Origin of the sequence: Streptomyces sp. NPDC007901 (assembly GCF_042959465.1) — a bacterium.
Taxonomy (GTDB): Bacteria; Actinomycetota; Actinomycetes; order Streptomycetales; family Streptomycetaceae; genus Streptomyces.
On record NZ_JBIBKW010000003.1, the window covers coordinates 415,356 to 436,882 of the forward strand.

Annotated in this window: 15 protein-coding genes and 2 pseudogenes; 8 read left to right on the forward strand and 9 right to left on the reverse strand. The window is 68.5% G+C overall.

Annotation, left to right across the window (positions count from 1 at the left end; genetic code table 11):
* Nucleotides 1-169: 169 nt before the first annotated feature.
* Both ACFZDK_RS12190 and ACFZDK_RS12195 read left to right on the forward strand, forming a co-directional pair.
* Complete coding sequence (locus tag ACFZDK_RS12190; protein ID WP_390971925.1) at nucleotides 170-1,216, forward strand: substrate-binding domain-containing protein; 1,047 nt, start codon at nucleotides 170-172, stop codon at nucleotides 1,214-1,216.
* A 37-nt stretch (nucleotides 1,217-1,253) separates the two neighbouring features.
* Nucleotides 1,254-1,692: pseudogene (locus tag ACFZDK_RS12195) on the forward strand (transposase); the annotation flags it as partial.
* Between the two features lie 30 nt (nucleotides 1,693-1,722).
* Here the strand turns inward: ACFZDK_RS12195 and ACFZDK_RS12200 are convergent.
* The 6 genes from ACFZDK_RS12200 to ACFZDK_RS12225 form a co-directional block, all read right to left on the reverse strand.
* Entirely contained in the window at nucleotides 1,723-2,967 is a 1,245-nt protein-coding gene (locus tag ACFZDK_RS12200) for an HTTM domain-containing protein (protein ID WP_390971926.1), read from the reverse strand.
* The gene (locus ACFZDK_RS12205) at nucleotides 2,957-3,529 is read right to left on the reverse strand and encodes a DUF5819 family protein (RefSeq protein WP_390971927.1); all 573 of its coding nucleotides are present in this window, start codon (nucleotides 3,527-3,529) and stop codon (nucleotides 2,957-2,959) included. The genes ACFZDK_RS12200 and ACFZDK_RS12205 overlap by 11 nt, the downstream gene beginning before the upstream one ends.
* A gap of 281 nt (nucleotides 3,530-3,810) precedes the next feature.
* Nucleotides 3,811-5,232 carry an ice-binding family protein gene (locus ACFZDK_RS12210; RefSeq protein ID WP_390971928.1) on the reverse strand — a complete coding sequence of 474 codons (1,422 nt, stop codon included), beginning with the start codon at nucleotides 5,230-5,232 and terminating at the stop codon, nucleotides 3,811-3,813.
* 525 nt (nucleotides 5,233-5,757) lie between these two features.
* Nucleotides 5,758-6,243, reverse strand: a complete 486-nt coding sequence (locus ACFZDK_RS12215) for a hypothetical protein (RefSeq protein ID WP_390971929.1) — start codon at nucleotides 6,241-6,243, stop codon at nucleotides 5,758-5,760.
* Between the two features lie 430 nt (nucleotides 6,244-6,673).
* Nucleotides 6,674-6,871: a hypothetical protein gene (locus ACFZDK_RS12220; protein WP_390971930.1), complete on the reverse strand. Its 198-nt coding sequence runs from the start codon at nucleotides 6,869-6,871 to the stop codon at nucleotides 6,674-6,676.
* Between the two features lie 380 nt (nucleotides 6,872-7,251).
* Nucleotides 7,252-7,878, reverse strand: a complete 627-nt coding sequence (locus ACFZDK_RS12225; protein ID WP_390971931.1) for a TetR family transcriptional regulator C-terminal domain-containing protein — start codon at nucleotides 7,876-7,878, stop codon at nucleotides 7,252-7,254.
* Nucleotides 7,879-7,990: 112 nt separating this feature from the next.
* Between ACFZDK_RS12225 and ACFZDK_RS12230 the strand changes: the two genes are divergently transcribed.
* From ACFZDK_RS12230 to ACFZDK_RS12240, 3 genes are all read left to right on the forward strand, one after another.
* Nucleotides 7,991-9,415: an MFS transporter gene (locus ACFZDK_RS12230; RefSeq protein WP_390971932.1), complete on the forward strand. Its 1,425-nt coding sequence runs from the start codon at nucleotides 7,991-7,993 to the stop codon at nucleotides 9,413-9,415.
* A gap of 137 nt (nucleotides 9,416-9,552) precedes the next feature.
* On the forward strand, nucleotides 9,553-10,431 hold the full coding sequence (locus ACFZDK_RS12235; RefSeq protein WP_390971933.1) for an NmrA family NAD(P)-binding protein: 879 nt from the start codon (nucleotides 9,553-9,555) through the stop codon (nucleotides 10,429-10,431).
* A 15-nt stretch (nucleotides 10,432-10,446) separates the two neighbouring features.
* The gene (locus ACFZDK_RS12240) at nucleotides 10,447-11,277 is read left to right on the forward strand and encodes an oxidoreductase (protein ID WP_390971934.1); all 831 of its coding nucleotides are present in this window, start codon (nucleotides 10,447-10,449) and stop codon (nucleotides 11,275-11,277) included.
* Between the two features lie 802 nt (nucleotides 11,278-12,079).
* On the opposite strand, the pseudogene ACFZDK_RS12245 reads toward ACFZDK_RS12240, so the two are convergent.
* Nucleotides 12,080-12,420 (reverse strand): annotated as a pseudogene (locus ACFZDK_RS12245) (site-specific integrase); the annotation flags it as partial.
* A 308-nt stretch (nucleotides 12,421-12,728) separates the two neighbouring features.
* Here ACFZDK_RS12245 and ACFZDK_RS12250 point away from each other — a divergent pair.
* The gene (locus ACFZDK_RS12250) at nucleotides 12,729-15,380 is read left to right on the forward strand and encodes an RICIN domain-containing protein (RefSeq protein WP_390971935.1); all 2,652 of its coding nucleotides are present in this window, start codon (nucleotides 12,729-12,731) and stop codon (nucleotides 15,378-15,380) included.
* A gap of 153 nt (nucleotides 15,381-15,533) precedes the next feature.
* On the opposite strand, the gene ACFZDK_RS12255 is transcribed toward ACFZDK_RS12250, so the two are convergent.
* A complete protein-coding gene (locus ACFZDK_RS12255) occupies nucleotides 15,534-16,289 on the reverse strand; it encodes a PrpF domain-containing protein (RefSeq protein ID WP_390971936.1) in 756 nt (251 codons plus the stop codon).
* 240 nt (nucleotides 16,290-16,529) lie between these two features.
* Here ACFZDK_RS12255 and ACFZDK_RS12260 point away from each other — a divergent pair, with 240 nt between their 5' ends.
* Together ACFZDK_RS12260 and ACFZDK_RS12265 are read left to right on the forward strand one after the other, a co-directional pair.
* Entirely contained in the window at nucleotides 16,530-16,700 is a 171-nt protein-coding gene (locus ACFZDK_RS12260; RefSeq protein WP_390971937.1) for a hypothetical protein, read from the forward strand.
* Nucleotides 16,701-16,939: 239 nt separating this feature from the next.
* Nucleotides 16,940-18,685, forward strand: a complete 1,746-nt coding sequence (locus tag ACFZDK_RS12265; RefSeq protein WP_390971938.1) for an RICIN domain-containing protein — start codon at nucleotides 16,940-16,942, stop codon at nucleotides 18,683-18,685.
* A gap of 334 nt (nucleotides 18,686-19,019) precedes the next feature.
* On the opposite strand, the gene ACFZDK_RS12270 is transcribed toward ACFZDK_RS12265, so the two are convergent.
* The gene (locus ACFZDK_RS12270; RefSeq protein WP_390972506.1) at nucleotides 19,020-21,440 is read right to left on the reverse strand and encodes a non-reducing end alpha-L-arabinofuranosidase family hydrolase; all 2,421 of its coding nucleotides are present in this window, start codon (nucleotides 21,438-21,440) and stop codon (nucleotides 19,020-19,022) included.
* Nucleotides 21,441-21,527 lie beyond the last annotated feature (87 nt).

Consider the following 21,527-nt stretch of genomic DNA (forward strand, 5'->3'; position numbering starts at 1 on the left):
GGCGACGTCACGGTCCCTGGGAACTCGATCCGCCGGATCAAGCCCTTCTGCTACGCTCTGCAGCGCTGCAAAAGTGTTAACCGAGAAGTTGCCGCGCTGCAAGAGCAGAGGCACTCTCTTGGGGGAAAACTTTCAGCGCTGAAACCGACATACGGGATGAAGGTGGCATATGGCAAAGGGCGTCACACTCCGCGACGTCGCGGAGCTCGCCGGCGTCTCCAGCCGGACCGTGTCCAATGTGGTCAACGGCTACGCGCCCGTCGCCGAGGCCACCCGGGTCCGGGTTCAGCAGGCCGTGGACAAGCTCGGCTACCGGCCCAACGTGCTGGCCCGCAACCTCGCCGCCGGGCGTTCGGGCCAGATCGCGGTGGTGGTGCCGTACCTGGACACGCCCTACTTCGCCGAACTGCTGCAGGGCATCATCCGCGCGGCCCGCGTCCAGGGCTACAACGTGCTGATCGACCAGACGGACGGCGACGCCGAGCACGAGAAGCTGTTCCTCAGCCGCGGCTCCCAGCACCTGCTCTTCGACGGCGTCATCTTCAGCCCCCTCGGCCTCGCCCAGTCCGACCTGACCGAACGCGACCCGAGCCTGCCGCTCGTCGTGCTCGGCGAGCGGGTCAGCGACGGCAGTTTCGACCATGTCGGCATCGACGACGTCGCCGCCTCCCTGGAGGCCACCGAGCATCTGCTCGGCCTCGGCCGGCGCCGCGTCGCCGCGATCGGCGACCAGCCCTACCGCACCGGCGAGGCGGCCCAACTGCGCACCCGGGGCTACCGGTTGGCCCACGAGCGAGCCGGCCTGCCCGTCAGCGAGGAACTCGTCGTCTCCACCCCGCGCTTCAACCGCTCCGACGGCGCGACCGCGATGGCCCACCTGCTCGACGACCTGGAGGAACCGCCCGACGCGGTCTTCTGCTACAGCGACCTGGTGGCCCTGGGCGCCCTGCACACCCTGGCCTCCCGCGGACTGCGCGTCCCCGAGGACATCGCCGTCGTCGGCTACGACGACATCGAGGACGGCCGCTACTCCAATCCACCCGTCACCACGGTCTCCCCGGACAAGAAGGTGATCGCGGAGACGGCGGTGGAACGGCTGCTGAAGCGGATCGGCAGCTCAACTCCCGTGCCGGGCAGGGAGATCCGGGCGCCGCACCGGCTGATTCCACGAGCCAGCACCATCGGGCGGCAGGCGGCGGCAGCTGACGGATCGTGAGCATGCGGGCGGGTGTGGAGGCCGGTACTTACGGACTGTGAGCATCCGCGAGCTCCGGTCCGGCAGCTACTTCCCGCACTGGCTCCTGGAACGCCGGCGGCGGGCCGAGCAGGACCTCATCAGCGTGGTCGCCACCGCCTAGTGCTGTGACCGGAAAGGTTTGCCGGGCGTCGCGAGCCGGTGAACCTTTCCGGTCGCAGCACTAGCTGCTGGGTGGGTCCACCCGCCATGTCGAGAAGCTCGCCGAGAGCCTCGGCGTCACCCGGCTGCCGAAGTCCCAGGCCGGCGTGATGGCCAGGCACCTGGACGAGCAGGTCGCCGCCTTCCGCAACCGGCCCCTGGACGCCGGGTGATCTGCGTTCGTCTGGGTCGACGTGCTCACGCAGAAGGTCCGCGAGGGCGGGCGCGTCATCAACGCCCATGCCCTCATCGCGGTCGGCGTCAATGCCGGCGGCCACCGCGAGATCCTCGGCATCGACAGCGGGTAGCCGATCACCTCGTCCAATTCAACGGCGCCCGGAAGTCCCCCCGTCCTCCGCGGCCTGGCGGTACGCAGGAGTCGTCAGCGGCCTCAACGTCTTTGTGTAGCGATCGCCCAGCGCCGCGGCGTTGCCAATCAGCTCGACCTGCGTGGGCGACACTCGATGCTTCGCGCCGAGTACGCCGGAGCCGCCTTGCGCAGGTACGGTTCCGGCTCCTGCCGCCCGTCCGGGGGCCGGACGCCGGCTGTCCGTCCGCCGCATCGCGCGCCGGCAGAGGTGGGGCAGGAAGGTGTAGAAGCGGTCGGGAAGGAACGCGGCGTCCGCGACGATCATCGCGCCGGAGAAGAGAGGCAGCCCCATGAGCGCGGCGATGCCGATGTGCATGCCCAGCAGCATGGTGAGTACGAGGTACTTGAGCCTGCCGAAGAGCACGAACGGGAATGCCACCTGCAAGAGCACGGTCATGTAGCCGGCGACGGCGAGCACGAGCGTGTGCTCGTCCACGAAATGGGAGATGGCGGGCCAGGGTCTGAAGAGTTCGAGGTTCAGGACGTAGTGGAGCGCGGTGCCGCTGCGCCAGGAAGCTCCCTGGACCTTGTACAGGCCGGCTGATCCATAGAGGAAGCAGACCTGTGCCGCGATGACGAACATGCCGCAGTTGTGCACCACCGTGATCAAGGTGATTCGGGCCTGGCGGAGTTGCCGCGCGAAGAGACTCCTCGGCCGTTCGGGCGCGTTGCCCGCGTGAACCGTCTTCAGTCGGTTTCTGCGCGCGTCCAGGGACCAGCGCCGACCGCAGGCCGTGAGGACGAGGTAGAGGGCCATCAGCAGGATCAGGTTGTCGCCCCCGTCCGTCATGAAGATCGCCCTGGCATGGAACGAGGTCACTACGACGGCGAAGAGGACGGACAGGACGCGGGTCCGCCAGCCCAGCATGAACAGTGCGGCCGTGACGAGGGCCAGCACATAGCAAAGCTCGAAGTAGGCGCGGCTGTCGGACAGGAGCAGAACGCTGAACCAGCCCGTCTGTTCGAAGAGCTGGTGTGCCAAGGCAGGCGTCCATGCAGAGCCGGGACCCCAGATCTCGGCACGGTGCGGGAACTCGCGCAGCAGAAAGAGCAGGTAGAGCAGTCCGTAGCCGATGCGCAGCACCGATGCGGCGTACAGGGACACCGGGCGGCCGGTCAGGAGGCCCCATACGGTGTTGATCCGGGCGGCGATCCACCGGTCGGCGCCGGCGGACGCGGTCCTCTGCGCCTCATTTTCCATCGCGGGTCACCTTCCACCAGGGCAGGAGCCGGTTCTCGACCGGCGTCGGCGGGCGCTCGTCGGCTGCGGGGCCGGGCGCGTCGTTGACGGGCAGTGCGAGGACGCGGAGCTGAATGAAGTCGAAGGTGCCGCCGTTGTGGGCGGCGACGCGGTCCGCGGCGATGTTGGCCAGGTACTTCTGCATCATCAGGGCGCGCTCCGTGCGCGCCTTGTCGTCTCCTCCGTGCGTGTCGACGTAGCCGGACCAGGCACGACGCAGCATGTTCTGCGCTGTGTGGCTCGGGAACGGCTGATGTTCGACTGCGGAAATGTCCACGGCGGTCAGGTCGAACCAGGGACCCACCTGAACCGATCCGTCGGAGCTGGTGTGTGCGGTTCTCGCCAGAATCTGCCGGTTGAGGGATTCGGGGTCCGGGGCGAAGAGCCGCCAGTCCTGTTCGAAGAAGGGATACACCCATGCATTGATCAGCGGGCTGTATCGCTTGGAGACGATGTTGGCCGGTGCCACGTGAAGGAACACGAGAATCACGTGGACGACACTCGCCGCCAGGCACAGGACCACGGCGGCGCGCAGTCCGGATTCCAGCGCCCGTGCGCCCCTCGGTGACGTGTGCGGCGCGGTCGTGGCGTCAGGACGTTCCTGCGTGGCCGGACCCGAGTCGGACTGCTGGGTTTCCTCCACGTCCGCTGAGTCAATTCTGCTCGACACCGCCTACCTGTCTTTCTCTACCAGCTGCTTGAGCCTGGATTTTTCGCTGACTGTCACCGACGGCGCGCTGCGGACTCGATGAGAGTTCCGCCGCGCGCCGTCATCCGGTGAGCTGACTGACCGCAGTGCGCTGCCTAGCTCTCGGAGCCCTTGGAGTGGTCGTCGCCCTCGTAGCCCCGGGGCATCTCGTCGTAGCCGAAGTTCTCGTCCGGCTTGCCGTGGTCGGGCTTGCCGAAGTTCTCGTCCGGCTTGCCTTGGTCGGGCTTGCCGAAGTTCTCGTCCGGCTTGCCTTGGTCGGGTTTGCCGCCGTGGTCGTACTGTCCTTGGTCGGGTTTGCCGCCGTGGTCGTACTGTCCTTGGTCGGGTTTGCCGCCGTGGTCGTACTGTCCTTGGTCGGGCTTGCTGTCGTGGTCGTACTGTCCTTGGTCGGGCTTGCCGCCGTGGTCCGGCTGTCCGGGCCTGACCTCGTGGTCCGGCCTTCCAGGCCCGCCGGCATGGTCCGGCTGGCCCGGCGCATGGTCGGGCCCGCCGCCGATACCGCCAGAGGTGTTCCCGGCCGTGTTGCCCACGGTGGTCCCGGAGACGGTGTTCCCCGCGGTGTTGCCCATGGTGTTCCCGGAGGTGCTGTTCCCGGCGGTGTTGCCCGCCGTGTTCCCGGCGGTGTTGCCCGAGGTTGCGCCGGGCGAGAGGATGGGCCCGCCCAGGAGGCCGCCGCCGAGGAGCCCCCCACTCGTGGTGCTGGTGGAGGTACCGGTCCCGCAAGTCGGCCGAGTGATCGTGTTGGTGATCATCGACACGATCCCGGACTCGTCCACGGCGCCGGCCAGCACCCGGCCCTCGACCGTCGCCCTGTTCTCCATGGTGATCGAGGTGTGGGCCATGAAGGTGCCCACGGAGAAGGAGTCGCTGCCGAAACTCGCGGAACTTCCGATCTGCCAGAAGACATTGCATGCCGTAGCGCCGCCTGTGAATTCCATTCGGCTGCCGGGTGCCAGCGTCAGTCCGGAGGGGACCTGGAATACCCAGACGGCGTCGGGGCCGCCGTTCAGCGTGAGAACACCCGAGTTCGTGACCACACCAGGAACGAAGTCGTACAAGCCCGGACCCAGCCCCGTCGGGCCGCCTGCGCCACTGAGTTCCGAGTTAAGGGTGCCATCGACGGGGCCCCGGGCTGCGGCGACGGTGTACGCATTCTGCAGTGCGGCATGGGCAGCGTTGGCCTGCCCGTCTGTCACGTGGACGGTCCCGTTGATCACATTGGCACACGGCGGAGATGCGGGGATCGCCGGCGGCGGCGGGGCACAAAATCCAGTAACCGAAGTCCCTGGTGACACCCCGGTGTCTCCACTGATCAGGGAAGAGCCGGTATTGGTGACCGCCTCGCCGCCCAGCACCGCGAAGCTGGTGGCAGTACCAAGGGGGACGGGCGTTGTAATGGCATTTGCCTGTGTCGGCACCATTACCACTGCGGCAGCAGCGGTCAACACCGCGATAACCGACGCGACCCAGGCGGGCATTGCGCGCCATTGATACGCGCCAGAGATTTTCTGCGTCATTGAGGGGAATACTCCTCTAGGGAGGTATGGTGAATGTTTTGTTTGCTGTCCTTGTCGAATTGCCGCGAGCCGGAACCTCTTCCCACTGGCAAGCGCCGCGGGTTTCAATGGCCCGCGCGGTGAGACCCGGGAAAGAGGTATTGATTCAGATTAGCTGGCGAGGAACCGCAGACAACGTTAATGTGCGATCCATTTGGGTGAGTATTGACGGATACGCTCAGGCTCGAATCGGAATATCACATAAAGTTATGGGCGTGACACCGTAAATCCGTATGGCCGGAAGTCGTAGGTCGTAACCGCTTCGTCGAGAGTCGGCGCACACCCTTCGGGCCACACATTCGGGGATGTTGGAGCCCGTCATAGAGGTCAACCCACTGCGTAATATCGGGTAATAGCGCCATGTGTGAGTGGACGGAGAAATTTGCATCCTCCGACGGAGCACGACGCACAGCCCCAGCTCCCACGACGGGCACCCCGGTGCAGCGGAGGCAGCGGCTCGTGCGGTGGACGTGATCGGCGTCGGTTTCAGTCGGGGCGTTGGGTGCGGTTTTCGTGAGCCGGCCCGTCCGGGTGAGCAGCCGTACGCGGCCTGAGCCCGAGAGGAAGCACGAGGGCCCGGAGTACCACGGCCTCTGACAGGCGGAGAGACAGCAGACCGGAACGGTCCGACGGGCGACGGACCGTTCCGATGTCCTGCCAGCCCCACGACAGGAAGGCGTCGCAGACCGCCAAGTCGGCTTGTTCCACCAGCGTGGCCCCGAGCGAGGCGTGGTGGTCGGCGAGCAGGTGCTGCTGAAGGCGGCGGGCGAGGCCCTGGTCGTCCGTGTGCGGGTGAACCACGGTCTCGCTGATCGCGAAGACGTGACCGGCCGCCGTGAGCTGTTCGACGCTCCGCGGCAGGGGCGCGTCGAAACCCTGCCACCACGTCCCCTCGCGCCGTACCGGGAATCCGTAGGACATGGTCGCGCTCAGCCCCGCCCACCCCAAGTGGTCCTCCGTGATCTCCGGCATCACGACACGACCCGGCTCATCCAGCGCCGCAGGTCCTCGACCGCGCTCTGCCTCCGGTGCCGGTCGTCACCGAGGGCCTGCGCAGAGGCGGCACGCGCACGGTTCCCGCCACGTTGAGCAGGCCGCGCCCGGGCACACGAAGGGCGCGAGCGTTGCTCCCCCCGGGGCTGCCGGAGGGCGCACGATCGTCGGCGGGTTCGACGACGCACGACGACGCACAGAGGACGCCAAAAAAAGTTACGCAAAATGTATTGACTTTTGGCATTTGTCGCGCAAAGTGATTACTAGACCACAACACCGGAAGGGCCACAAAGTCGGTGAGGACGTCTAGTCGGCGGAGTGACTCGGACAGGATGTGGTTCAGGCCCCCGGCAAGCCGGCGCGATACCGAGGCAACAGTGACGACTGAAGCTTCAGGACACGCGCAGCACTACCGGGGACTGTTTTTTGCCCTCGAAGCCTTCGTGCGCGCCTGACCGCGGTGCGAAGGCTTCAGCCACTCTGCGTCCATGTCGGGCTGGATCTCCACGGTGAAGGCCGCGTCCTCGGGGCCGTCGCCGTCCTTGCCCTCCCGGACGATCACACGCACGAGCCGCTGCCCGGCGCCGCGCACCTCCCACTCGGTCACCAGGCCGGTGACGACGAGGGTGACGCCGGCATGACGGCTGATGAGAAAGAAGAGCTCAAGCGCCTGCGGCGGGAGAGCGCTCGGCTGAAGGAGGACAACGAGATCCTCTGGAAGGCCGCCGTCTGTTTCGCGCGGGAGACGACACGGTGATCCGCTTCCGTTTCGTCGACGAGCGGGGGGCGACGGCCATCACTCGCTGATTGTCAGGGGATCCGTCACCCCGCGGCGGTCGCTCTCGCCTTCGGGGCCCGACGGCCCAGCCGGTGGTCCTTGGAGTTCCGCAGAGCAGTGGGCGGGTGCCGTCCGGATCCCTCTGCGGCCCCACCGGGCAGCGTGCTCCCCCATCGGCTGCCGCCGGGTGTCCGCCAGTGCCGGGCCGTTCAGCCCTTTACGGCGAAGGACTCGATGTAGGCCAGGACGCCGTACAGCGCGTCGCGCAACGGGGTGCTGTCTTCGGCCGCCTGGTCCAGGAGGGCTCCGCCCTGGAATGCGGCTGTGAGCAGGTGTGCGAGCGCGGCCGGGTCGGCTTCCGGCCGCAGCTCGCCGCGCTCGCGCATCTTGCTCAGGCCGCGTCGGAACAGCGCCTGCCACCGCTCGAAGCCATCGGCCACCGCCTCCCGGTGGGAGGGTTCGGTCTTGACGACCTCGGCGGCCAGAGAGCCGAACGTGCATCCGCCGCGCAGCATGTCCTGCGAGGCGATGTAGGAGTCGGCCCACTGATGGAGGGCGGCGAAACTGTCCAGCTCGCCCAGCTCTGGTGCCTGGTGGCGGGCGACGATGTTGTCGGCCTGCCAGGCGAGCACCGCGCGCACCAGGGCCTCTTTGGTGGGGAAGTGGCGCGTGAGCTGCGAGCCGCTGACGCCGGCGGCCTCGCGAATCTGCTCGTTGTTGGTGTTCTGCGCACCGTGTTCGTAGATCAGCTCCGCGGCTGCCTCGATGATGCGCTCGCGCGTGGCCAGACCCTTGGGGGTCAGCTTCCGGGCCGGCACTTCGCTGCTTGCGGTCATGCGGATGACCTTAGCACGAAAGTGGGCTTGACAGCCCCTTTTTTTGGGTGTTCCATGAGGTCGAGCCCAAAAAAGGGCTAGCAAGCCCATTTTCGTGTAAGGGGCGGACGCCATGTCCACACAGGCTTCACCGCAGGCAGCCGCGGCATCGACAAGGCCCGCCGGTGCGGCTCCGGCCGTCACCGACGCCGGTCACCCGCGCCGCTGGAGCATCATGGCGGTGCTGGGTGCCGTCGCCTTCATGGCGCAGCTCGACTTCTTCGTCGTCAACGTCGCCCTCGACGGGATCGGCCGGTCGTTCCCGGGCGCGGGCGTCGCGAGCGTGTCGTGGGTGCTGTCGGCCTACGCGATCGTCTTCGCCGCCGTGCTCGTGCCCGCGGGCCGCATCGCGGACCAGTGGGGGCGCAAGAAGATGCTGCTGTCCGGAGTGGCGCTGTTCACCCTCACCTCCGCCGTCGCGGCCGCCGCACCGAGTCTCGGCGTGCTGGTCGCCGCCCGCGCCTTCCAGGCCGTCGGCGCGGCGATGATCGTGCCGACCTCGCTCGGCCTGCTCTACCCGAGCTTCCCCAAACGCCAGCACACCCTGGTGGTCGGCCTGTGGGCGGGCGTGGGCGCGATCGCGGCCTCGGCGGGCCCGCCCGTCGGCGGTCTCCTCGTCACCCTCGACTGGCGGTGGATCTTCCTGATCAACGTTCCGGTCGGCATCGCCACCCTCCTCGCCGGCGCGCTGCTGTTGCCCGAGGTGCGCCAGCCCAGGGGCGCCGCCCTGCCGGACCCGGTCTCCGCCCTCGCCCTGCTGCTGGCCGTGAGCCTGCTGGTGCTCGCCACCGTCCAGGGACCCGGGTGGGGCTGGACGGACATCCGCACCCTGGCCTTGTTCGTCGCAGCCGCCCTGGCCGGCGCCGCGACCGTCGAACGCACGCTGCGCGCCAAGGCGCCCGTGATCGAGAAGCAGCTGTTCGCCGGTCGGCCGTTCACCGCCGCCGCCCTGGCCCTCTTCCTGTTCTCCGCCGGCTTCGCCATCGTCCTGCTCAGCACCGCCCTGTTCATGCAGGAGGTCTGGCACTTCAGCCCGTTGCGCGCAGGCGTCTCCATCGCCTCGGCCCCCCTGGCCTCGATCGCCTTCGCCATGAACGCCGGTCCTCTCCAGCGCCGCTTCGGACGTACCGCCCCCGCCGTGACCGGCACGCTGGCCATGGCACTCGCCGCCGGGTACTGGCTGGCGGCCGTGCACACCACCCCCGACTACTGGGGCGGCATGTTCCCGGGCCTGATCCTGGTCGGCCTGGCCGGCGGTCTGGCCCAGGCGCCGCTGTTCGCCGCCGCAGGCACCCTCGCCCCCGAACGCGCCACCACCGGCAGCGCCGTACTCAACATGAGCCGCCAGATCGGCAGCGCCGTGGGCGTGGCCCTGCTCGTCGCCCTCACCCCCCAGGCCACGACCACCGGCTTCGACCACGCCTGGTGGGTCCAGGCCGGCGCCGGACTCGCCGCGGCTGCCGCGCTGCTCGCCCTCCGGCCCCGCCACACCCCCTGACCACAGGGTCGGCCGCGCAACCACCGTCCTCTGCCGGGCGGGCATCGCACCGCCTCACTCATCTTCTGCGGCACCCGTGCGCAGGACTGACGCTGGAGCTCCCACCAGCGCACTCTCAAGAAACGGAGATCACCCTTATGGAACGCCACCTCCTCGTGATCGGGGCCACCGGCAAGACCGGCCGCAACACCACCGAACTCCTCCTCCAGCACGGCCACCACGTCCGCGCCCTCGTCCGCGGCCTCGACGGGCGCGCCGAGCGGCTCGCCGCCCTCGGGGCGGACGTCGTTCAAGGCGACGCCCTCGACCTGGACTCCCTGGCCCGGGCGACCGAGGGGATCGACGCCCTGTACTTCACCTATCCGATCCGTCCCGGCCTGATGGACGCCACCGCCAACGTGGCCCAGGCCGCGGAGGAGAACGGGGTCCAGGCGATCGTGAACATGTCCCAGGTCTCCGCCCGCCGCAACACCGCCAGCAACGCGGCCCGCCAGCACTGGGTCGCCGAACGCGTCCTGGACCACGCCCCGGTCCCCGTCACCCACATCCGCCCGACCTTCTTCGCCCAGTGGCTGATCGACACCTGGGCCGACGGAACCGGCGAACTGCGCCTGCCGTTCGCCGACGGACGCCACGCCCCCATCGCCGAGAGCGACCAGGCGAAAGTGATCGCGGCCATCCTGGAGGACCCCGCCCCGCACGCCGGCCAGATCTACCCGCTCTACGGAGCCGAGGAGCTCGACCACTACGAGATCGCCGAGAAGATGTCGCACGCGCTGGACCGGAAGGTCACCTACGTGCCCATCGAACTCGACGAGTTCGCCGCCATCCTGCGCGGGCGCGGCGCGCCGGACCACCTCATCCAGCACCTGCTCGCCGTGGCCGTCGACTACCGCAACGGCGTCTTCGCCGGCACCAACGACCTCGTGAAGACCATCGGCGGCAGCGACCCCCTCGACGTCGAGACCTTCATCGCCCAGAACCGCGCGGCCTTCGACCTGCCCACCACCATCTGAACACCGGAGAATACAATGAGTATTTGGTTCGTCACTGGATCGTCCCGGGGCTTCGGCCTGGAGATCACCCGTGCCGCCCTCGCGGCCGGCCACCAGGTGGTCGCCACCGCCAGGAAGCCCGACACCGTCCGTGAGCAGTTCCCCGACGCCGACGACAGACTGCTCACCGTGGCGCTGGACGTGACCGACCCGCAGAGCATCCAGGCGGCCGTCGACGCGGCCATCGAACGGTTCGGACGGATCGACGTCCTGGTCAACAACGCCGGCACCGGACTGCTCGCCGCCGTCGAAGAGTCCGACGACACCGCCGTCCGCGCGGTGTACGAGACCAACGTGTTCGGCCCGCTCGCCGTCCAACGCGCCGTACTGCCGGTCCTGCGCCGTCAGCGCTCCGGCCACGTCATCAACATCAGCTCCATCGTCGGCTTCGCCACCGCGCCGGGCTGGGGCATCTACGCCTCCACGAAGTTCGCCGTCGAAGGCTTCACCGAGACCCTCCACACCGAACTGGCCCCCCTCGGCATCCACGTCACGCTCGTGGAACCCGGCTTCTTCCGCACCGACTTCCTCGACCCGGCCAGCCTGCACACCGGCCCCGACCCCATCGACGACTACGCGCCCACCGTCGGCGCGATGCGCACAGCCGCCGCGAGCCTGAACCACGCCCAGCCCGGCGACCCCGCCAAGGCCGCCCGCGCCATCGTCGAGATGGCCGGCACCCCCGAGCCGCCCCTGCGCCTCCCCCTCGGAGCCGACACCCTGCAAGCCTTCGACGCCAAGCTGGACACCTTCCGCAAGGACATGGACGCCGCCCGGCACATCGCCCTCTCCACCGACCACGAGTAAGTCCGTGCCCTAGAGGGCGCCGAGGACGAGTCGTTGGGAACAGCGGACCGACGGCAAGTACCCAAAATGCCAGATGGCTGGGGATGGCACTCAAAGCCGGAGAGGACGGTATGTCCGCACCTGATGACGAGTATGCGAGCAGATTGGTCGAAACACCGTACGGACGTCTGAACGTCCGAGACATCGGAGGCACTGGCTTACCCAATGCCGCCGCGGTCTCAGTGGTCGCAGAGGTGGAATCTACAACCCACCTGTTCACAGCCTGGGCAACGACAAGGCTCCACTGGCGTGAACACGTGACCGTGAACGGTGACCAGAAAGCCGCTGCAGCCTTCTTGGACGCCCTCAATCTGGTGTAGAGCTGAGACACGCATGCGGAAGGCTTCGCAGGGGTCGGCGCTCCCCGCTCCGATCGCTGCACGAGCGGTTGGACTTCAGCCACCGACTGCACGACGCAGGTCAGCAGTCGGCCCGTGTGCTCATGCAACGGCGCATCTCCGGCCTTGGCTCGTCTCCCGAGGCCGGCAGTCCGTCGGCGCCGAGAAGCGCTCTCTCCCGCCAGCGGTCGACGGCGTGCCCATAGCGTGCCCATAAGACCGGTAAACCGTGGTCAACAACGGTGCGATTCTGCGCTCCCGGGCGCCACATCAGAGCATGTATGTGCAGGTCAGAAGCCACCCGGCTCCCCAAGCGCCGTCGCTTCCCAAGCTGAGAGCGCGAGTTCGATTCTCGTCACCCGCTCCATGGAGAAGGCCCAGGTCATCGACCCGGGCCTCTTTGCTGTGCGCGGTGATCTATTGCCGCGTGCCGGATTCGTGCCAGAAAGGTGATCGTCGGGGACGACCGTCTGCTGTTCTGGCACGGCCGCAGCATCCTGGCATGCCTTCCGTACTGTGGCGTCGAGGCCGGCTGCGACTTCCTACTCTCCGTCGTCCTGGGGGTGCTGCTAGATCGGCGCGGCTTTCTCGGAGGACTGGCCGGCGCGGGCCATCGTGCCTTGACGGTGGCACCGGATCGGGTGGCCAGGGTGTGTCCGGTGTGGCGGAGGTGGTCGTAGAACCGGAAACCCTCAGGCATGCCGACGATCTCACCGGCCTTCCGCCACTTCCGGCCGAAGGTGCTGCGCCGGAAGGGCGCCCCCTTCGCGGGAAGATTCACGCCATTCGGCGAGACGAACCCGGATCCTGAGGACGCCAGGCGGTCCGTGACGCTGGACCAGCCCGGGACGCCAGGCTCGGTGTCCTTCCGGGCCAAGGCCATCGACGCCAAGGGCACCAACTCCACCCTGGACGCTGATCAACGCCTACCGCACCACGAGGTGAACGGAAAAAGTTCCCGGCTCGCGGCAACCCTGTGCGGGGTCTGTGACCACCAGGAGTCGGATCCGGTCATCGCCCGTGCCTGGATTCACTCCTCTTCTGGTGAACGGCATGCAAGGAGAACACCTCCCCATGAACAACCCCACGACCGGCGGACGCCGCGGGCGCCACCGCCGTCGCTGGACCGCCACCGCTCTGCTGCTCGGCGTGCCCGCCATCGTCGTGCCGTACCTCCTGTTCGCGCAGGAGGACTCGCAGGCCGCGACGATCGACGGCAATGCCTACTACCGGCTGGTTTCCGTACGCAGTGGCAAGGTGATGGACGTCAACGCCTTCTCCACCGCCGACGGCACCCGCATCCAGCAGTGGACCGACCAGAACACCGCCAACCAGCAGTGGAAGCTGAGACCCACCGGGGACGGCTACTACGAGCTGGTGAACCGCAACAGCGGCAAGGTGCTGGGCATAGCGGGCGGTTCGACCGCCCAGGCGGCCGCCGCTGAGCAGCAGACCGACAGCTCCGCCACTTCCCAGGAGTGGCGGATCGACGATGTGAGCGGCTCCGACGCCGTCACTTTCACCTCCCGCAGGAGCGGCCAGGTCCTGGACGTCTCCGGAGGCTCCACGGCCGAGGGCGCGCCGATCATCCAGTATCCGGGCCACGGCGGCACCAACCAGCAGTGGAAGCTGGTGCAAACGGCCGAGACCCAGGCGTCCGGGACCGGCAGTACTCAGACCACGGCCGCGGCCGGACCGTATGTGTGGAAGAACGCCCAGGTGGTGGGCGGCGGTTACGTCACCGGGCTGGTGTTCAACCAGAAGGAGAAGGGTCTGCTGTACGCGCGCACCGACATGGGCGGCGCCTACCGCTGGGACACCGCGGCCGAGCAGTGGATCCCGCTGACCGACTGGCTCGGCGAGAAGGACTGGAACCTGCTGGGCATCGACGCGCTGGCCACCGACCCCGTCGACCCCGACCGGCTCTACCTCGCGACGGGCACCTACACCAACGAGTGGGCCGGCAACGGCGCGATCCTGCGTTCCACCGACCGGGGCCGTACCTTCCAGCGGACCGATCTGCCGTTCAAGGTGGGCGGCAACGAACCCGGCCGGGGGGCGGGCGAGCGGCTCGTGATCGACCCCGCGGACCACGGCACCCTGCTGCTGGGCACCCGCAAGAACGGCCTGTGGCGCAGCACCGACTACGGCGCGACATGGAGTCAGGTCTCCTCGTTCCCCGTCAAGGACGGGGCGAGCAGCGGCGCGGGCATCTCCTTCGTGACGTACGGCCCGGCCGGCAGCAACACGGTCTACGTCGGCGTCAACGACAAGGACACCTCCCTGTACCGCTCCACCGACGGCGGCAACAGCTGGCAGGCCGTCTCAGGGCGGCCCACCGGCGAGATGCCGCAGCACGGTGTCGTCTCCGGTGACGGTTCGCTGTACCTGACGTACAGCAACAGCATCGGCCCCATGGACGCGACGGCGGGCTCGGTGTGGAAGTACACCCCGGCCGGCGGCGCGTGGAAGAACATCTCCCCCTCCCAGGGCGGTTACGGGTTCTCCGGTCTGGCCGTCGACCCGCAGAAGCCGTCCACGGTGATGGTCACCACCCTGGACCGCTGGTGGCCCCAGGACGAGGTCTACCGGACCACCGACGGCGGCACGACCTGGAAGGCCCTGGCCGACAAGTCGCAGCGGGACGCCTCCGGCGCTCCGTACGTCGGTACCGGCATCGGGCACTGGATGACCGCGCTGGCCATCGATCCCTTCGACTCCGGGCACGTGCTGTACGGCACCGGCAACGGCATCTGGCGCAGCCAGGACGCCAACGCCTCCGACAGCGGCGGTACCAGCCACTGGACCTCCGGGGCCCGCGGGCTGGAGGAGACCTCGCTGGCGGACGCGATCGCTCCTCCCGGCGGCGCCACCGTCATCACCTCCATGGGCGACCAAGGCGGCTTCCGCCACGACTCCCTGACCGAGGTGCCCGCCGGACGGCTGAAGAACCCGCTGATGAGCAGCAGCACCGACATCGATTTCGCCCAGTCGGCCCCCGCGGTGATGGTCCGCGTCGGCACTGGCGGCGCGCAGGACGGCGCCTATTCCACCGACGGCGGCAGCACCTGGAACGGCTTCACCGCAGAACCGGTCCCCAGCGCGAACAGCGGCCATGTCGCCCTCGCCGCGGACGGCTCCACCATCGTCTGGGCCGAAGCAGGCCAGGCCCCGTACCGCTCGACCGACAAGGGAGCGAGCTGGTCGAAGGTCAGCGGCCTGGGCACCGACGCCGTGGTCGTCGCCGACCGCTCCTCGGCCAACACCTTCTACTCGCTCACGGGCGGCACGCTCCACGCCAGCACCGACGGCGGCGCGACCTTCACCCCCCGCGCCACCGGCCTGCCCTCCGGCAGGCTCACCGCCGTCCCCGGCATCAACGGGGACCTGTGGATCGCCGGCGGCGGCAACGGGTTGCTGCACTCCACAGACGGCGGCCGCACCTTCACCACACTCAAGACGGTGCAGTCCGCCTCCGCCCTCGGCTTCGGCAAGGCCGCACCCGGCGCCAACTACCAGGCCCTGTACCTGATCGGCACCGTCAACGACGTCACCGGAGTCTTCCGCTCCACCGACAAGGGCGCCACCTGGCTCCGCGTCAACGACAGCGCCCACCAGTGGGGCGCCATCGGCAGCCTCGGCATCATCACCGGCGACCCCGACACCTTCGGCCGCGTCTACATCGGCACCAACGGACGGGGCCTCCAGTACGGAGACCCGTCCTGACCCAGGCGCCCGAGCGGGGCCGCAGCCACAACGGCCTGCGGCCCCGCCGTGCGGCTGTGCACTCGCGACGGCGCCCTTCAGCCGTTGATCCGACTAAGTTGCCGACGTGAACAGGATGCCGGATCTTCAATGGGTTGAGGTAGAGCCGTTGCCTCATGTCAACGGTGACCTCTTGCCCGTGCTGGAGTCGGTCGACTCCCTGCAAAGGGCGTGGCAGTAGGTCGTCAAGGCGAACGATCCGGCCTTCCAGGAAGCCCGCACGCCGGGCGGCGCGGTGCAGCAGCACCGTGGGGGACGCGCCGTCCGGGGCGGGGACGGCTTGGGTGTGATCACGCCGGCGGGGGTGCCCAGGCGCAGCGTGCCGTCGGCGGTCTGCCGGGCTACGCGGTGGGCGAGGGTGCCAGGGGTGGTGGCGGCCGTGGCCAGGGCCACGGCGGAGGTCAGGCCGATCGCCGGGTGCGAGGCGTGCATGGAGACCATGCGCACGGCCAGGTCGTACTCGTCCTGGTTGACGAGGATGCCCTGCGTGGTGCGACAGAGCGCGGGTCGGGCGACGATGCCCGCTTTCGGTATCGTGTGGCTGACCGGATCGCCCTCGCGGGCCAGGCCCATGGCCAGCGCCGCCTGGCGGCGCGGCAGGGTCAGCGCGGGCACTGCGGTGGCGAACGCGGTGAGGGATTCCGTGCCGTCCAGGCCGAACGCCTTGGCCTCGAACAACGCGGCCGGCGCGCCGGCGTCCACCAGGGACGCCTCGACAAGGCCGTCCGGGCCGGTCAGCTCGTCCAGTGCCCGGCCGGTCGGCAGAGCGCGGCCGGTCGTCGAGCCCGCCGGGTCCTGAAACCCGAGCAGGACCGGCACGCCCGGCGCCGAGGTACCCGGGACCACGGCCGTGCCCTCCTCCGGGGCCACGCATCCCTGCCGCCCTGACCTTCGCCGGGCTCCTCCGCGACGCCGTTGCGGCCCGAACCCTCTGACACCGAACCACGCCCACCGGTCATGGAACCGTCGCACTCACCGCTGAGAATCCAGGCCCCCGCACTTCGGTGTTGGACGTGGGCCACCGTCGGCGGCAAGCAACCTGGCCGTACGTGAGGGCCCTCGGCCTGTATCTGACGCACCGCGTCGGCGATGTCGAGGGTGTTGTGGACGATGACCAGGTTCGCCGGCAACGATCGGTCTCTGCGACGCGCCCGCCTCTCCGACGAACGCGGCCCGGGACTCCTCATCGTCGCCCAGTTCGCCCAGCGGTGGGGCAGCCGTCACACCCGGGCCGGCAAGACGATCCGGGACGAGCTGACCCTCACCGCTGCGCAGCATTGATCGCGAAAAAAATTCTGTGGCTCTTCGCGGCAACCTTTTCGGCCTCTCGGACCACTGAATGTTGTCCGGCCAAGTGGTCCGGTCAGATGCAACGGTTGAAAGAGAGCTCAGGCGTGTCCCTGGAACGAGAGCACAGACATGTCCCCGGCCCACCCACGTCATCGGTGGCGTCCCGCGCCGGCGGCCACCGTGCCGACGGCGGCGCGCGCGGTGATCGCCCGAAGCACCGTGGCCGTCGGTTGCTCGCGCGTCGGGGTCTGTGGGCGGGTCTCGCCACGGTGGTCGTGGCCGGCTCGGCTGTCGTGGTCAGCCAGGCTTCGGCGCAGCCAAAGACCCTGGATCTGAAGAAGTGGTACGTGCTGGTCAACCGCAACAGCGGCAAGGTGCTGGACGACCGCGCCTTCGCCAAGAACGACGGCGCGGCGGTGGTGCAGTGGAGCCGTCACGGCGGGGCCAACCAGCAGTGGCGGTTCATCGACGCGGGTGACGGGTACTACCGGCTGCAGAACCGGAACTCCGGCAAGGTGCTGGACGACCTCGGCTGGTCGAAGACTGCCGGCTCCGCCATCGTGCAGTGGAAAGACCTGAACGGCACCAACCAGCAGTTCAAACTGGCCAAGTCGCCGGACGGCTACGTGCGTCTGGTCAATCGCTTCAGTGGCATGGCCGTCGATGTCCACAACGCCGCCAAGGCCGACGGGAGCGGCGTCGTCCAGAACCGCGACCGGGGCGGCGCCGATCAGCAGTGGCAACTCGTCCCGGCCGGGAGTGTCGGCAGCTCCGGTACGCCCTCCGCGCCGAGCAGCAGCGTTCCCACCAGCCCGGCTCCGAGCAGCTCTCACTCGTCGTCCACGCCGTCGTCGACGCCGTCGTCAACGCCGTCTCCCGTGGCCGGTGGCGGCAGCTCGGCGAAGCGTTTCCTGGGCAGTGACAAGGTGATCATCGGCGGCTCGATGACCGACGCCTCGGCGAACGCCGCGCCGTTCGACGCGCGCTACGCCTATGTGCACAGCCAGCCCGCGCCCTCGTCGGACTACTACACGGCAGCGAAGTGCAAGGACGGGTGGTCGAACTGGTGGGGCTGCTGGAACGGCAGCACCACGGCGCCCGGCACTTACGTGACCTGGCGGGACAGCGTGGCGGCCCAGGCGACGTACAAGGGCAGCGCGCGTCCGCAGAAGATGCTCTGGACCTGGTACTCGTTGCGCGACCTCGGCGATGCGGCGGGCGAGGGCGACGGTCCGGGTGAGGTCAAGGCCATCAACCGGGTCGACCTGCTCACCCGGTACCTGAACGACTACCGTTTCTTCCTCCAGAAGATCGGCACGTCGCACGACGCGATCGACATCGAGCCCGACTTCTGGGGCTACGTCCGGTCGCTCGGCGATCCGCACAAGGTTGCCGCGCAGGTCTCGGCCGCGAATCCGAAGGATTGCGGATCACAGGAGAACAGCGCCGCCGGACTCTCCCGCTGCCTGATCTCGATGGCCCACAAGTACGCGCCGAACACCGCCGCGGGGCTCCACCTCACCTGCTGGGACTGGCAGAACGACACCCAGAAATGCGTCAAGGACTACGCGAGCCTCGGGGCACAGAACGCCGACTTCCTGGTCACCGACGTGTCGGACCGCGACGCAGGCTGGTACGCACAGCCGGCCCACGGCGGCAGTGACCACTTCTGGAACGACCAGAAGGCCGCCGCCGCGCTGCAGTTCTACAAGACGATGGCCGAGTCCGTGGGCAAGCCGGTGGTCCTGTGGCAGATCCCCGTGGGCAACATGGCGCAGAACAACACCCTCAACCATTACAAGGACGACAAGGTGGACTGGTTCTTCGGGCACATGGACCAGGTGGCGAACGCCCATGTCGCCGGGCTGTTCTTCGGTCCAGGGCAGCAGGAACAGACCACGGTCGAGTCCGACGGCGGAAACCTGATCAACAAGACGATCGCGTACCACAACTCGGGCGGTACAGCACTTAAGTAGGCGAAGCTGGCGAATGCGCCCCCATCTCTTCGATGGGGGCGCATTTCGTCGTCTTGGTCGGGCTCGGCGAAGGGGATGATCGTGCTGACAGGTGACGGCGGGGAAGCCGAGGTCGACCGCGAGGCCGGGGGAGTGCGGGCCGTGCCGGTCGAGGAAGGCGTCGCTGTGGCGGAAGGTGAATGAATGCGGCCCGGACGCCGGCGCCCACGCCGCGCAGGACCAGGAGCACACCCATCAGCCCGACAAGCCTCGCCGAGCCTCCGTCTGGTCCCCGAACGACGGGAACCCCAGCCGGCGCACGGCTGGGGTTCCTCGACGAGGCGGTGAGCAGCGGTCAGCGCTGCAGGGTGAGGACGCCCGGCCGCCACGGCAGCTGGTCGTAGGGGCCGGTCGCGGTGGGGGACTTGCCCTGGTAGAGGAACTGCAGGTTGCAGGGGTCGATGGTCATGGTCTGGTCGGGGTTGTTGCGGACCAGGTCACCGTGGCTGATGTCGTTGGTCCAGGTGGCGCCGCTGTTGGCCTTGCCGGCGAAGGGGTTGCTTTCGGTGGCGGCCTGCGGGCTCCAGGAACCGCTCAGGCTGGAGGCCGTGAAGGAGCGGAAGTAGCGCTGCTCGTTCGCACCCCGCGCCTCGACGATCATGAGGTACTGGTTCTGGCCCTGGACCTTGTAGACCTGCGGTGCCTCGAACAGGTTCTTGACCGTGTCGCTCATGACCGTCGTGTACGACGAGCCGAAGCTGCCCGGGAAGTTCCCGATCGGCATGCTCGCCCGGTAGATCTTGCCGTTGTCGCCGGCGAAGAACAGGTACATGTTCTTGTCGTCGGCGATCAGGGTCTGGTCGATCGGGCCGGTGGCGGATTCGGTGCGGGGGATGCTGCCGGTGAACAGCGGCTGCGGCGCGGACCAGCCATTGGGGTTGGTGGGGTCGGTCGACGTGCGGTAGACGAAGGGCGACGCGCCCCACTGGGAGGCCAGCACCCAGATGTTCTTGGGCGCGAAGTAGAACAGTGTGGGCGCCACCGCGGCCTGGCTCATCCCGGTCTGGCCGGCCGACGCCATGTCCGACCAGTTCGTGAAGGGCTTGAACATCATCGAGCCGTACGACGATCCCGACACGTTCGACGCGTAGACCAGGTGCTTGCCGTTGTACACCACGTCGGTGAAGTCCTTCACCGACGTCCACCCGTTCGCCGGCTGCGCCAGCGCACCCGTCGAGGACCACCGGTAGGTCGACGGAAGAGCGCAGGTGCCGCCCGTCGATGTCGATACCGGCGTCGGCGTGGACGCGGACGTGGACGCGGACGTGGACGACCTGAAGTTCCAGTGCTGGTTGGCGCCGCCGTTGGAGTCCCAGATCTGGACGGTGGTGCCGTTGGCGGTCTGGCCGCCGGGGGTCTCCAGGACTCGGCCGCTGGCGACGTTGGTCAGGGTGTAGGAGCCGTCGCTGTTCCGGGCGGCCTTCCAGTGCTGGTTGGCGCCGCCGTTGGAGTCCCAGACCAGCAGCTTCGTGCCGTTGGCGGTCTGGTGGCCCGGCTCGTCCAGGACCCGGCCGCTGGCGACGTTGGTCAGCGTGTAGGAGCCGTCGCCGTTCTTGGTGGCCCGCCACTGCTGGTTGGCGGCGCCGCTTGCGTCCCACACCTGGAGCGGGGTGCCGTTGCCGATCTGGCCGGCGGGCTCGTCGAGAACACGTCCGGCAGCCACGTCGGAGAGCGTGTAGACAGTGCCGGAGGCGATGTCGCCGCCCGACGTGGTGCGGCCGGCGCCGCCCAGGGTGGTGAGTACCGCGTCGTAGGCGGGCTTCTTGTTGCCGTTGTTGTCGAACAGCAGCGGGTTCTCGCCGGTGCGCCAGGAGTCGCTGTCGCGGATGCCCCACACGGTGATGCCGGTGCAGCGGGCGACGTTGAGGCAGTCCTGGACGGTGTTGGCGTACGCGGTGGCGGACGCCTGGGCGATGTCGAGCTCGGTGATCTGGACGTCCACGCCGAGCGCGGCGAAGTTGGACAGGGTGGTCTGGAAGCTGGCCGGTGGGCCGCCGGTGCCGAAGTGGCTCTGGAAGCCGACGCAGTCGATGGGCACGCCGCGCGACTTGAAGTCCTTGACCATGTTGTAGACGCCCTGGGTCTTGGCGTCGGACCAGTTCTCGATGTTGTAGTCGTTGTAGCAGAGCTTGGCCGCGGGGTCGGCGGCCCGGGCCGTGCGGAAGGCTTCCTCGATGAAGCCGTTGCCCAGCACGTCCTGGAAGACCGAGCTGCGGTGCCGGCCGCTGCCGTCGTCGGAGAACGCCTCGTTGACCACGTCCCAGGAGTAGATCTTGCCCTTGTAGTGGGTCATCTCCTGGGTGATGTGGTTGTCCATCACACTGCGCAGGGTGTTGGCGTCGGTGATGGACTTGACCCAGCCGGGCAGTTGGGAGTGCCACACCAGGGTGTGGCCGCGCATGCGCTGGCCGTGGGCGGTGGCGTGGCCGACGATCTGGTCGGCGGGCCCGAAGTTGAAGCTGCCGCGCGAGGGTTCGGTGGTGTCCCACTTCATCTCGTTCTCCGGGGTGATCATGTTGAACTCCCGGTCGAGAATCGTGGAGTACGTCGAGTCACCCAGCCTGCCCGAGGACACGGCCGTGCCGAAGTAGCGGCCGCTGCCGGCCGCCGCATCAGCGAGCACGGTCGGCGTGCCGGCGTTCGGCGTCAATGCGGCCTGGGCGACCAGCGGTACGGCAGCACCCACGGCGGCGAGCACCACGGCGGCGACGATCAGGCGGCGGGTTGCCGGACGGCGGCGATGAGAGGGGTTCTGCTCTGGCAACGGCTTGTCCTTCTGGCGAAGTGGACCTTGGTCTCGGCC

Bases quoted from the DNA above. Each gene is read 5' to 3' on its own strand.
- ACFZDK_RS12215 (WP_390971929.1), bottom strand. From the start codon at position 6,243: ATGCCGGAGATCACGGAGGACCACTTGGGGTGGGCGGGGCTGAGCGCG.
- ACFZDK_RS12235 (WP_390971933.1), top strand. From the start codon at position 9,553: ATGGAACGCCACCTCCTCGTGATCGGGGCCACCGGCAAGACCGGCCGC.
- ACFZDK_RS12210 (WP_390971928.1), bottom strand. From the start codon at position 5,232: ATGACGCAGAAAATCTCTGGCGCGTATCAATGGCGCGCAATGCCCGCC.
- ACFZDK_RS12230 (WP_390971932.1), top strand. From the start codon at position 7,991: ATGTCCACACAGGCTTCACCGCAGGCAGCCGCGGCATCGACAAGGCCC.
- ACFZDK_RS12225 (WP_390971931.1), bottom strand. From the start codon at position 7,878: ATGACCGCAAGCAGCGAAGTGCCGGCCCGGAAGCTGACCCCCAAGGGT.
- ACFZDK_RS12240 (WP_390971934.1), top strand. From the start codon at position 10,447: ATGAGTATTTGGTTCGTCACTGGATCGTCCCGGGGCTTCGGCCTGGAG.
- ACFZDK_RS12250 (WP_390971935.1), top strand. From the start codon at position 12,729: ATGAACAACCCCACGACCGGCGGACGCCGCGGGCGCCACCGCCGTCGC.
- ACFZDK_RS12260 (WP_390971937.1), top strand. From the start codon at position 16,530: ATGACCAGGTTCGCCGGCAACGATCGGTCTCTGCGACGCGCCCGCCTC.
- ACFZDK_RS12190 (WP_390971925.1), top strand. From the start codon at position 170: ATGGCAAAGGGCGTCACACTCCGCGACGTCGCGGAGCTCGCCGGCGTC.
- ACFZDK_RS12200 (WP_390971926.1), bottom strand. From the start codon at position 2,967: ATGGAAAATGAGGCGCAGAGGACCGCGTCCGCCGGCGCCGACCGGTGG.